A 12,494-nucleotide genomic window follows, 5' to 3' on the forward strand; every position below is an offset into this window, starting at 1 on the left:
TCGGTGACGGTGAATCTGATAGCGCCGATTGCGATGGACGAGGGTTTGCGTTTTGCGATCCGGGAAGGCGGTAGAACGGTCGGTGCCGGCGTGGTTGCCAAGATAATAGAATAATTAGAGTAAAAAATATAATTGATTGTTGAGTAGATCTGAGAGATTAGTTTAGAATTCAGCCATAGCCAACTATGGCGAATAACTTCCCATGTTAAGAAGGCCAGTAGCTCAATTGGCAGAGCGTCGGTCTCCAAAACCGAAGGTTGGGGGTTCGATGCCCTCCTGGCCTGCCAAGAATCACATGAAATCTCACTCAAGTCATTTTCATACATTGTTTGATAAGAAAACGTGAAGGGTTCATAAGCGTGAACAGATTAAAGCTTGGGCTTGTATTTTTTTTCATTTTAACCGGTGTTGTCGGGTTTACCTACTTGAGTGAAAGCGCAATGGTAATTCGTGTGCTGTCAGTGCTTGTGGGATTGCTGTTAGCAGCTTTTGTGGGACGTTATACGACGCAAGGACAAAACTTTTATTTGTTTTGTAGAGAATCCTCCGAAGAAACCAGGAAAGTAGTGTGGCCGAATCGCAAAGAAACATTGCAAACGTCGGGTGTGGTTTTTGCATTTGTGGTGGCGATGGCATTATTTTTATGGCTAATAGATGCGGCACTGATGTCGATTGTCAAGCTAATGATGGATCAGGATGTTTGACCGCATTCTTCTGGATATAAAATGAGCAAAAAATGGTATGTGGTGCATGCATATTCTGGTTTTGAGAAAAGTGTGCAGCGGGCATTGGTCGACCGTATCAACAGGGCGGATATGCAGGAAAAATTTGGACGCATTCTGGTACCCGTTGAAGAAGTGGTTGAAATGAAGGGTGGACAGAAAAATATCAGCGAGCGCAAATTTTTCCCGGGGTATGTGCTGGTTGAAATGGAAATGTCTGATGAGACGTGGCATTTGGTCAAAAATACTGACAAGGTGACTGGATTCGTAGGTGGTTCTGCAATGAAACCGACCCCGATCAGCCAAAAGGAAGTTGACAATATACTTCACCAAATTCAGGAGGGGATTGAAAAACCCAAGCCTAAAATTCTGTTTGAGCTCGGAGAAGCAGTTCGGGTGAAAGATGGACCGTTTACAGATTTTCACGGTAGCGTAGAAGACGTTAATTACGAAAAAAACAAGCTCAGGGTATCAGTATCCATATTTGGAAGACCGACGCCTGTTGAGCTTGATTTTAATCAGGTCGAAAAGTCTTAGTAGAATATTGCGGTAGTACTCGTTCAATACTAGATTGTTTCCGTTTCTGAATGTCAAATCGGTAATTGTATTTCAAACAGGGGAGAGTTTATTACTCGTGATCACCCAATTAGGAGAGCATCAGTGGCAAAAAAAATCATAGGATATATCAAGCTGCAGGTTCCTGCCGGCAAGGCTAATCCGAGTCCGCCTATTGGTCCGGCACTTGGTCAGCGTCAATTGAATATTATGGAATTCTGTAAAGCATTTAATGCAGCGACACAGAAATTGGAACCAGGTTTGCCTGTTCCTGTTGTGATCACGGCTTATGCGGATAAAAGTTTTACATTTGTGATGAAGACAACTCCTGCGTCGGTGCTTATCAAAAAAGCGGCTGGTGTTGGAAAAGGCAGTGCCAAGCCACATGTTGATAAAGTTGGAAAATTGACCAGAAGCCAGGTTGAGGAAATCGCAAAAGCTAAAACACCCGATCTAACCGCAGCAGATATGGATGCGGCAGTTCGAACAATTGCCGGCAGCGCGAGAAGTATGGGTATCGAGGTCGAGGGTATATAAAATGACACGTAAATCCAATCGATATCAGAATATTTCAGAAAAAGTAGACCGGAATAAGATTTACTTGCTAGATGAAGCATTGAGCCTGGTCAAAGATACTGCCAATGCAAAATTTGATGAATCAATCGATGTAGCTGTTAATCTCGGGATTGATGCAAAAAAATCAGACCAGGCAGTGCGTGGTTCTGTCGTATTGCCTGCCGGGACAGGTAAAACTGTTAGGGTAGCTGTGTTCGCGCAAGGTGATAATGCTAAAGCGGCAGAAGAGGCGGGTGCAGATATTGTCGGATTTGAGGATCTGGCTGCTGAAGTTAAGGCAGGAAACATTAATTTTGATGTCGCCATTGCGAGTCCGGATGCAATGCGTGTTGTAGGCCAGCTTGGCCAGATTCTTGGGCCGCGCAGTTTAATGCCCAATCCAAAAGTAGGTACTGTGACAACTGACGTGGCTACCGCCGTTAAAAATGCAAAGGCAGGGCAAGTTCAATTTCGTGCAGATAAAACAGGCATTGTGCATTGCACAATCGGTCGGGCATCTTTTGAGATTGAAGCATTGAAAAAAAATCTTGCTGCACTGGTTGATGCGTTGAATAAAGCCAAACCGGCAACTTCAAAGGGCGCATATCTGAGGCGTGTATCAGTATCCAGCACTATGGGTATTGGTGTGCGCATAGATCAGGCAACTATATTGCAGCAACAATAAACTTTGGGCCATCCGGTTGTTATTGCCTTCGAAAACCACTGGATGGGTTATCAAAGACCGTTGGGGCAGTCTGTTCACTGTAAATGCTTAAACTCTAATGAGCATGATGTTGTTGTTAAGTCGATTGTTAGAACCCAACGCAGATGGTGTACCCAAACAGGAATTTTTCCTGGTTTAAGGTCGCCAGTGTGCAGTCTTCGGAAACCAGCTGTATAAACAACTGAATCTGAAAACTGCTTTTACTGATGGAGAATGAACCTTGAGTCTTAATCTTGAAGAGAAAAAAGCCATCGTGAAAGAAGTCAGTGCACAAGTTGCAAGTGCGCAGGCTATTATCATGGCTGAGTATCGAGGAATGGAAGTTGGTCAAATGACGCAATTACGTGCAAAAGCACGTGAAGCAGGTATATATTTTCGCGTCATTAAAAACTCATTGGTGCGACGCGCTGTAGAGGGGACGCCTTATGCAGAACTTTCGGAGCATATGGTTGGCCCACTTGCGTATGGTATCAGCTCGGATCCTGTTGCTGCCGCCAAAGTTTTGCATGAATTTTCAAAAGAAAATGAAAAGTTTGTGATAAAAATTGGCGCGATGGGTGAAAGCGTAATGTCGCGGGAAGATGTAACTGCGCTGGCAGCCCTTCCGAGCCGAGACGAGTTGCTTTCAAAACTGCTGGGAACAATGCAGGCGCCAATTGCTAAATTTGTGCAAACACTGAATGAGGTGCCTACAAAATTTGTACGCGGTCTGGCAGCGGTACGTGACAGTAAATAATCACTCAATTTCTTAACAAAGATATATCAGTTATATTTATCAGCTTATAACCAGGAGAAAATAATGGCAGTATCCAAAGATGAAATTTTAGATGCAATAGCAAATATGACAGTGCTTGAACTGTCAGAGCTTATTAAAGAAATGGAAGAAAAATTCGGCGTTTCAGCAGCGGCAGCAGCTGTTGCAGTAGCAGCGCCGAGTGGCGGTGGTGGTGGCGGTGGACCGGCTGCCGCTGAACAAACTGAGTTTACCGTTATGTTGACTGCGGCAGGTTCAAGCAAGGTAAATGTAATTAAGGTGGTTAGAGCAGTTACGGGTCTGGGATTGAAAGAAGCCAAGGATTTGGTCGATGGCGCACCGAAACCAATCAAGGAAGGTGTTTCAAAAGAAGACGCCGAAGCTATCCAAAAACAACTGGTTGAAGCAGGCGCAACCTGCGAAATCAAATAATTTTATTGCTAGACGTAGTAAGGCTGGCTGCAAATTTTGCTGCCAGCCTTTGGTGTTTCATTTGTCTGATGTTTTCAGATTCATCTGTGTTTTAGTACTTTCCGTAGTTCTTTATTCTTTTCTCCCGGAGAAAATCAATGGGTTATTCGTTCACTGAGAAAAAACGTATCCGTAAAAGTTTTGCTAAACGGGATAGTGTCCTGCCTATTCCCTTTCTTCTTTCAACTCAGCTCGAATCCTACGCTTCTTTTTTGCAAGAGCATACACCAATTAATAAACGAAAAGACCAAGGTTTGCAAGCTGCCTTTAATTCTATTTTTCCTATTGAAAGTCATACCAAAAACGCGCGCCTGGATTTTATAAGCTATGAATTGGGTGCGCCGGTTTTTGACGTTAAAGAATGCCAGCAGCGCGGTTTAACCTATGCATCGTCCTTGCGGGCTAAGGTGAGATTGACAATCATGGACAAAGAAATATCCAAACCGACAGTTAAGGAGGTGAAAGAGCAGGAAGTTTATATGGGTGAAATCCCATTGATGACCAATACGGGGTCATTCGTGATAAATGGAACTGAACGCGTCATTGTTTCACAGTTACACCGTTCGCCAGGCGTGTTTTTTGAGCATGATCGTGGCAAAACCCATTCGTCAGGTAAATTGCTTTTTTCTGCACGAATTATTCCCTATCGTGGTTCATGGCTTGATTTCGAATTTGATCCAAAGGATTGTCTGTTTTTCAGAATTGATCGCCGCCGCAAAATGCCTGTGACAACATTGCTTAAAGCGATAGGTTATACGGTTGAGCAGATACTGGAAGAGTTTTTTATTTTTGATGGATTTTCCTTCAATGGCAATTCCATTTCTTTTGATCTTATACCCGAGCGTTTGAGAGGCGAAATAGCCAGTTTTGATATTAAAACCAGTGATAGTAAAGTAATTGTACAAAAAGACAAACGAATAACGGCAAGGCATATCCGTGAATTGCAGGAAGCCAAGATGAATCAGCTTGAAGTACCTGAAGAATTTTTACTTGGCAGGATACTTGCTCATAATGTAATTGATCAGAAGACGGGGGAAATTATTGCATCGGTCAATGATGAAATTACCGATGACATGCTGGTCAAGTTCAAAGAAGCGGATATTCGCAAAATCAATACATTGTATGTCAATGATCTGAATTATGGTCCATATATTTCCCAGACACTCAAAATCGATGAAACAATAGATGAGACAACGGCTCAGGTTGCTATTTATCGGATGATGCGTCCTGGAGAGCCACCAACAGAAGAGGCCGTCAAGGCTTTATTTGGAGGCCTGTTTTATTCTTCTGATCGCTATGATTTATCTGTGGTAGGCAGAATGAAGTTTAATCGTCGTGTAGGCAGGGAAGAATTGACCGGTTCACAAACTTTATCAAATGAAGATATTGTAGCAGTTATTAAAATTCTCGTGGAATTACGAAACGGTCGTGGTGAAATAGATGATATAGACCATTTGGGCAACCGTCGTGTCAGATCTGTAGGCGAGCTGGCTGAAAATCAATTCAGGTCAGGTTTAGTACGTGTTGAACGTGCTGTAAAAGAGCGGTTGAGTCAGGCAGAATCTGAAAATTTAATGCCACACGATTTGATCAATGCAAAACCGGTATCTGCTGCGGCGCGTGAGTTTTTTGGGTCCAGCCAGTTGTCACAGTTTATGGACCAGACGAATCCGCTATCGGAGATCACGCATAAACGCCGAATATCGGCATTGGGTCCTGGCGGACTAACGCGTGAACGAGCGGGTTTTGAAGTACGGGATGTTCATCCGACGCATTATGGCCGCGTTTGTCCTATTGAGACACCCGAAGGGCCAAATATCGGTTTGATCAACTCACTTGCCTTGTATGCGCGTACCAATGAGTACGGTTTTATCGAAACACCCTATCGCAAGGTGATGGACGGCCGTGTAACCGATGAAATTCATTATTTGTCTGCGATTGAGGAAGGTAAATTTATCATAGCTCAGGCCAACGCAGCGCTTGATGGGGACGGAAAATTCGTCAGTGAGATCGTATCGTGCCGGCATAAAAATGAATTTACTCTTTCTTCTCCCGAACGTATTGAGCACGTTGATGTGGCGCCAGCGCAAATTGTGTCTGTGGCAGCTTCACTCATACCGTTCCTGGAACATGATGATGCTAACCGTGCATTAATGGGATCGAACATGCAGCGTCAGGCTGTACCTTGCTTGCGTGCGGAAAAACCACTGGTTGGTACGGGGATCGAGCGTGTTGTGGCTGTTCATTCCGGTACGACTGTGCGAGCTGATCGGGGGGGAATTGTCGATTACGTTGATGCAAGCAGAATTGTTGTGCGTGTTCACGATGCTGAAACAAGTGCCGGGGAAGTGGGTGTCGATATCTATAACCTGATCAAATATACGCGTTCCAATCAGAATACGAATATTAATCAGCGACCACTTGTAAAAACCGGTGATCAGATTGCAAAAGGTGATGTGATTGCAGACGGTGCTTCAACAGATATGGGTGAACTGGCGCTGGGACAAAATATGCTTGTGGCATTCATGCCGTGGAATGGATATAACTTTGAGGACTCGATTCTAATTTCAGAGCGGATAGTTTCGGAAGATCGTTTTACTTCAATCCATATTGAAGAGCTATCCGTTGTCAGTCGCGATACTAAGCTTGGTACTGAAGAGATTACATCTGATATCCCCAATTTATCAGAACAGCAGCTAGGTCGCTTGGATGAATCCGGCATTGTTTATATCGGTGCAGAAGTAGAGGCAGGTGATGTACTTGTCGGTAAAGTGACGCCAAAAGGAGAAACCCAGTTAACGCCGGAAGAAAAACTATTACGAGCCATATTCGGGGAAAAAGCCTCTGATGTTAAGGATACATCCTTACGGGTGCCGTCCGGTATCTCTGGAACTGTTATTGATGTGCAGGTATTTACGCGAGAAGGAATCGAACGCGATAAACGTGCACAGCAAATCATTGACGATGAGCTCAGCAGATACAAGAAAGACCTGGCCGATCAGATGCGGATTGTGGAAGAAGATGCATTTGCGCGAATTGAGCGTTTGCTGATCGGTAAGTCGGCTACGGGCGGTCCTCAAAAAATTAAAAGAGGGACGACAATTACAGCTGAATATTTGCACAATATGGATCCCCATTTCTGGTTTGATATTCGTTTGTCGGATGAAGAGGCAAGTATTCAACTCGAACAGATGCGTGAAAGCATGGCGCTGAAACGAAAAGCTTTTGATGAAGCTTTCGAAGAGAAAAAGAAGAAACTCACCCAGGGTGATGAGTTGCCGCCCGGCGTTCAAAAAATGGTAAAGATTTACATTGCAGTTAAAAGGCGCCTGCAACCCGGCGATAAAATGGCTGGGCGCCATGGTAATAAAGGTGTGATTTCAAAAATAGTACCGCTTGAAGATATGCCTTACATGGCTGATGGAACACCAGTGGATGTTGTGCTGAATCCATTAGGCGTGCCGTCGCGAATGAATGTAGGACAGATTCTTGAGGTTCATTTAGGCTGGGCTGCAAAGGGGTTGGGTAGAAAAATTGAAAAGATGTTGCAAGAACAAAAGAGTGCGGCTGAATTAAAAACTTTTCTGGACAGAATTTATAACAAAAGCGGCAAAAAAGAAGAGATTGATTCGTTAAAAGATGAAGAAATTTTATCGCTGGCCCAAAATCTAACTCAAGGTGTTCCATTTGCAACCCCCGTTTTTGACGGAGCTACTGAGGAAGAAATTAAAAACATGCTCGAGCTCGCTGATTTGCCACGTTCAGGCCAGATTACACTTTACGATGGACGGACTGGGGAAGCATTTGATCGCCCGGTGACTGTCGGCTACATGCATGTCTTGAAGCTTCATCATCTGGTTGACGACAAAATGCATGCGCGTTCAACAGGTCCATACAGTCTTGTTACACAACAACCGCTAGGTGGTAAGGCCCAGTTTGGAGGCCAGCGGTTTGGTGAAATGGAGGTCTGGGCGCTGGAGGCCTATGGCGCGTCCTATACACTGCAGGAAATGCTCACTGTCAAATCCGATGATGTAACGGGGCGTACAAAAGTATATGAAAGCATAGTCAAGGGAGATCATAAAATTGATGCAGGTATGCCAGAATCATTTAATGTACTGGTAAAAGAAATACGCTCACTGGGAATGGATATTGATCTGGAGCAGGATTAATTGCCAGGACTTAAAAGTGACACCATTTTGAAGGTAAGGCTTTCTACGATAGAACGTGAAAGCTGCAAATATTCAATAATTGTATTGCCTCTTGAAAAACAGGAGTGACAGATGAAAGCACTGCTAGACTTATTTAAACAGGTTACCCACAAAGAAGAATTCGATGCGATTCGTATCGGCCTTGCATCGCCAGAAAAAATTCGTTCATGGTCATATGGTGAAGTCAAAAAACCTGAAACTATTAATTATCGTACATTCAAACCCGAAAGAGATGGCCTTTTTTGTGCAAAAATCTTTGGTCCTGTAAAAGACTATGAATGCTTGTGTGGTAAATACAAGCGCCTCAAGCATCGTGGTGTAATTTGTGAGAAGTGTGGTGTTGAAGTGACATTGTCCAAAGTACGCCGTGAGCGTATGGGACATATTGAGTTGGCATCACCTGTCGCACATATATGGTTTTTGAAATCCCTGCCTTCACGTCTGGGTATGGTGCTGGACATGACATTGCGTGATATTGAACGTATTCTTTATTTTGAAGCATATGTTGTGACAGACCCTGGAATGACACCGCTGATCCGTTGCCAGTTGTTGACGGAAGATGATTATTTGGCTAAAACCGAAGAATATGGCGATGATTTTAGTGCTGCCATGGGTGCTGAAGCTGTACGGGATTTATTGGCTAATCTTGATATACATGAAGAAATAGATAACCTGCGCCGTGAAATGGAGAGCACGGGTTCAGAAACCAAAATTAAAAAAATATCCAAACGGCTGAAAGTTCTTGAGGCCTTCAATAAATCGGGTATTAAGCCTCAGTGGATGATATTATCTGTTCTGCCAGTGTTGCCCCCAGATTTGAGGCCGCTGGTACCCTTGGATGGCGGGCGATTTGCAACATCGGATCTGAATGATCTTTACCGGCGTGTGATAAACAGGAACAATCGCTTAAAGCGTTTGCTGGAACTAAAAGCTCCGGAGATTATTGTCAGAAATGAGAAGCGTATGTTGCAAGAGGCAGTCGATTCTTTGCTGGATAACGGCCGAAGGGGTAAAGCAATGACTGGCGCAAACAAGCGTGCTTTAAAGTCGCTGGCTGATATGATCAAAGGTAAGGGTGGTCGCTTCCGCCAGAATCTCTTGGGCAAGCGCGTGGACTATTCCGGACGTTCGGTAATTGTTGTTGGCCCACAGCTCAAACTTCATCAGTGTGGTCTGCCTAAAAAAATGGCGCTTGAATTGTTTAAGCCTTTTATTTTTAACAGGCTTGAAGTAATGGGAATCGCCAGCACCATTAAAGCAGCGAAGCGCGAAGTGGAGAATGAGAGCCCGGTCGTCTGGGATATTCTCGAAGAGGTCATCAGAGAACACCCGGTGATGCTCAACCGTGCACCAACACTGCATCGTCTAGGCATCCAGGCATTTGAGCCGGTGCTGATTGAAGGCAAGGCCATTCAATTACATCCTTTGGTCTGCGCTGCATTCAATGCCGACTTTGATGGAGACCAAATGGCGGTTCATGTGCCATTGTCTCTTGAAGCACAGATGGAATGCAGAACCTTGATGATGTCAACCAATAATGTATTATCACCTGCAAATGGTGAACCCATAATTGTACCTTCTCAAGATATTGTGCTGGGTTTGTATTACACGACACGCGAAAAAGTGGGTGCCCGCGGAGAAGGCATGTTTTTTTCGGATATCAGTGAGGTTTCGCGCGCCTATGAAAGCCGCCAGGTTGAATTAAACGCCAGAATAAATGTTCGTATCAAGGAATATGATACAGATACAGATGGTGAACAACGCGAAAAAATAACTCGTTATGAAACAACAGTGGGACGTACACTGCTGTTTGAAAATTTTCCACCTGGACTGCCGTTTTCATTACTGAACAAAACCCTCAAGAAAAAGGAAATTTCAAGACTGATCAATGCCAGTTTTAGACGCAGTGGATTGAGGGAAACTGTTATTTTTGCAGATAAACTTATGTATGCCGGTTTTAGCTACGCTACCAAGGCTGGTATTTCAATCTGTGCAGATGACATGTTGATACCTAAGCAGAAAAGCGATCTGATTGCTGCTGCAGAGAAAGAAGTGAAAGAAATAGAAGGGCAATATACTTCTGGATTGGTGACTCAGGGTGAACGTTACAATAAAGTCGTTGATATCTGGGGGCGAGCAGGTGATCAGGTTGCCAAGGCCATGATGGAGCAACTAGGGGTCGAGCGCGTGCTTGAGCAAGAAACAGGTCAAGTGAAACTGGATGAATCTGGCAATGAAGTACTGCAAGAATCGTTTAATTCAATTTACATGATGGCGGATTCCGGAGCTCGGGGTTCAGCAGCACAAATACGACAGCTGTCCGGTATGCGTGGTTTAATGGCAAAACCTGATGGTTCTATTATTGAAACACCTATAACAGCAAATTTCCGCGAAGGCCTGAATGTATTGCAGTATTTTATTTCTACACACGGTGCACGCAAGGGCCTGGCTGATACTGCCCTGAAAACGGCAAACTCTGGTTATTTAACACGCCGTTTAGTAGACGTCACGCAGGATTTGGTAGTGACAGAGGAAGATTGTAATACAGTTGAAGGTGTCAACATGAAAGCGCTCATTGAAGGCGGTGAAATCATAGAGGCGCTGCGTGAACGTATATTAGGACGCGTTATCGTAAACGATGTAGTCAATCCTGAAAACCAGGAAGTGTTATATCCTGCAGGAACCCTGCTTGATGAGACAGCCGTTGACCTTATTGAATCATATGGAATTGATGAAGTAAAAGTGCGTACCCCGCTGACATGTGAAACACGTTATGGTTTATGCGCCAAATGTTATGGCAGGGATCTGGGTCGCGGATCACTTGTGAATGTAGGTGAGGCTGTTGGTGTGATAGCAGCACAATCCATTGGTGAGCCAGGTACACAATTAACCATGCGCACATTCCATATTGGTGGTGCTGCATCACGGACAGCGGTTGCGAGTCAAGTAGAAAGTAAATCGAGCGGCGTTGTACAATATTCCTCGACAATGCGATATGTGACCAACGCACAAAATGAGTTAATCGCAATTTCACGTAGTGGTGAAGTTGTAATTACCGATGAAAATGGCCGTGAACGTGAGCGCCACCGAGCACCTTATGGTGCAACATTGCTTGTTCGCGACGGTGAAAGTGTTAAAGCCGGACAGATACTGACAACCTGGGATCCGCACACACGTCCTATCATTACAGAATATACCGGAAAGGTACGTTTTGAGAATGTCGAAGAAGGCGTGACAGTTGCAAAGCAAATAGATGAAGTAACCGGTCTGTCAACACTTGTTGTTATTGATCCAAAAAGACGTGGTGTGATTCAATCCAAAGGGCTGCGTCCGCTGGTCAAGTTTCTTGATGATGAGGGTCAGGAAATCAAGATTGCGGGAAGCAATCAACCTGTCAGCATTACATTCCAAATTGGATGTATTATCACGGTACGCGATGGGCAGCAAGTAAGCGTGGGTGAGGTTATTGCACGTATTCCGCAAGAAACTTCCAAAACCAGAGATATCACAGGCGGACTACCGCGAGTTGCGGAATTGTTTGAAGCCCGTTCACCCAAAGATGCGGGTATGCTGGCCGAAGTGACAGGCAATGTGTCATTTGGCAAGGATACCAAAGGTAAACAACGCCTTGTTATCACCGACCTGGAAGGTGTTGCTCATGAGTATCTAATTCCCAAAGACAAGCATGTGATGGCGCATGATGGCCAGGTTGTGAACAAAGGTGAAGTGATTGTTGATGGTCCTGCAGATCCGCGGGATATTCTCAGATTGCAGGGTGTCGAAGCGCTGGCACGTTATATTACTGATGAAGTGCAGGATGTTTATCGGTTACAGGGTGTAAAAATTAATGATAAGCATATTGAAGTTATTGTACGTCAAATGCTCAGGAGGGTACAGATCATCAGTACGGGCGATTCGTCCTTCATACAAGGAGAACAAGTGGAGCGCGCAGATTTGTTGATTGAGAATGAGCGGTTAATAGCCGAGAAAAAAACACCAGCAACGTATGAATATATGTTACTTGGTATTACAAAAGCTTCGTTGTCGACAGATTCATTTATATCTGCTGCATCGTTCCAGGAAACGACGCGGGTTTTAACCGAGGCTGCTATTATGGGTAAAAAGGATGAGTTAAGAGGCTTGAAGGAAAATGTTATAGTCGGGCGACTGATTCCTGCAGGGACAGGTTTGTCGTTTCACAATACACGAAAAAAACAGGTCGAATTACCTGATTTGAATCAGGATGTGACAATAGCAAGTGAAAGTAACGAACAGACAATTTGATCTGAAAGATGTAAATGAATTCAATTTTCTTGACAGGGTGAACCTGACTGAGTAGTCTTTGAGAAGGGAAGCGGATTATTGGGGAAGGACAGGTCATGCTGTGTGCTGAGTCCTGGAGTGGTTTGGCTTGTAATTTGAAAGCCGGTTGCTGGAGGTTTGAGTGGAAGGCGATACAGCAATGACGGGTTTGTAAGCGGCTGACTGTGGATTGACCGTTG

9 protein-coding genes, 1 tRNA gene and 1 pseudogene are annotated in these 12,494 nt (G+C 44.4%); 10 read left to right on the top strand and 1 reads right to left on the bottom strand.

From position 1 onward, the window contains the following. From BMY62_RS14920 to rpoC, 10 genes and pseudogenes are all read left to right on the top strand, one after another. Window positions 1–114: pseudogene (locus tag BMY62_RS14920) on the top strand (elongation factor Tu); the annotation flags it as partial. Window positions 115–211: 97 nt separating this feature from the next. After that, window positions 212–287 (top strand) — tRNA-Trp (locus tag BMY62_RS14925). Window positions 288–359: 72 nt separating this feature from the next. Continuing rightward, window positions 360–704 carry a preprotein translocase subunit SecE gene (secE, locus tag BMY62_RS14930; protein WP_090661795.1) on the top strand — a complete coding sequence of 115 codons (345 nt, stop codon included), beginning with the start codon at window positions 360–362 and terminating at the stop codon, window positions 702–704. A 21-nt stretch (window positions 705–725) separates the two neighbouring features. Next, window positions 726–1,259 carry a transcription termination/antitermination protein NusG gene (nusG, locus tag BMY62_RS14935; RefSeq protein ID WP_090661798.1) on the top strand — a complete coding sequence of 178 codons (534 nt, stop codon included), beginning with the start codon at window positions 726–728 and terminating at the stop codon, window positions 1,257–1,259. 123 nt (window positions 1,260–1,382) lie between these two features. Continuing rightward, window positions 1,383–1,814 carry a 50S ribosomal protein L11 gene (gene rplK, locus BMY62_RS14940; protein ID WP_090661801.1) on the top strand — a complete coding sequence of 144 codons (432 nt, stop codon included), beginning with the start codon at window positions 1,383–1,385 and terminating at the stop codon, window positions 1,812–1,814. A 1-nt stretch (window position 1,815) separates the two neighbouring features. After that, entirely contained in the window at window positions 1,816–2,517 is a 702-nt protein-coding gene (gene rplA / locus BMY62_RS14945; protein ID WP_090661804.1) for a 50S ribosomal protein L1, read from the top strand. 259 nt (window positions 2,518–2,776) lie between these two features. Further along, window positions 2,777–3,292 (top strand): 50S ribosomal protein L10, encoded by a 516-nt coding sequence (rplJ, locus tag BMY62_RS14950; RefSeq protein ID WP_090661807.1) that lies wholly within the window; start codon window positions 2,777–2,779, stop codon window positions 3,290–3,292. Between the two features lie 63 nt (window positions 3,293–3,355). Further along, window positions 3,356–3,742: a 50S ribosomal protein L7/L12 gene (rplL, locus tag BMY62_RS14955; protein WP_090661809.1), complete on the top strand. Its 387-nt coding sequence runs from the start codon at window positions 3,356–3,358 to the stop codon at window positions 3,740–3,742. Between the two features lie 137 nt (window positions 3,743–3,879). Continuing rightward, window positions 3,880–7,953, top strand: coding sequence for a DNA-directed RNA polymerase subunit beta (gene rpoB / locus BMY62_RS14960; protein WP_090661812.1), 4,074 nt, complete (start codon window positions 3,880–3,882; stop codon window positions 7,951–7,953). A gap of 111 nt (window positions 7,954–8,064) precedes the next feature. Then, the gene (rpoC, locus tag BMY62_RS14965) at window positions 8,065–12,276 is read left to right on the top strand and encodes a DNA-directed RNA polymerase subunit beta' (protein ID WP_090661815.1); all 4,212 of its coding nucleotides are present in this window, start codon (window positions 8,065–8,067) and stop codon (window positions 12,274–12,276) included. 20 nt (window positions 12,277–12,296) lie between these two features. Here the strand turns inward: rpoC and BMY62_RS16385 are convergent. Beyond that, window positions 12,297–12,494, bottom strand: a 198-nt coding sequence (locus BMY62_RS16385) for a hypothetical protein (protein WP_218142997.1), incomplete at its 5' end; no start/stop codon positions are given.

It is taken from the genome of Nitrosomonas marina, assembly GCF_900111605.1.
Classification (GTDB): domain Bacteria; phylum Pseudomonadota; class Gammaproteobacteria; order Burkholderiales; family Nitrosomonadaceae; genus Nitrosomonas; species Nitrosomonas marina_A.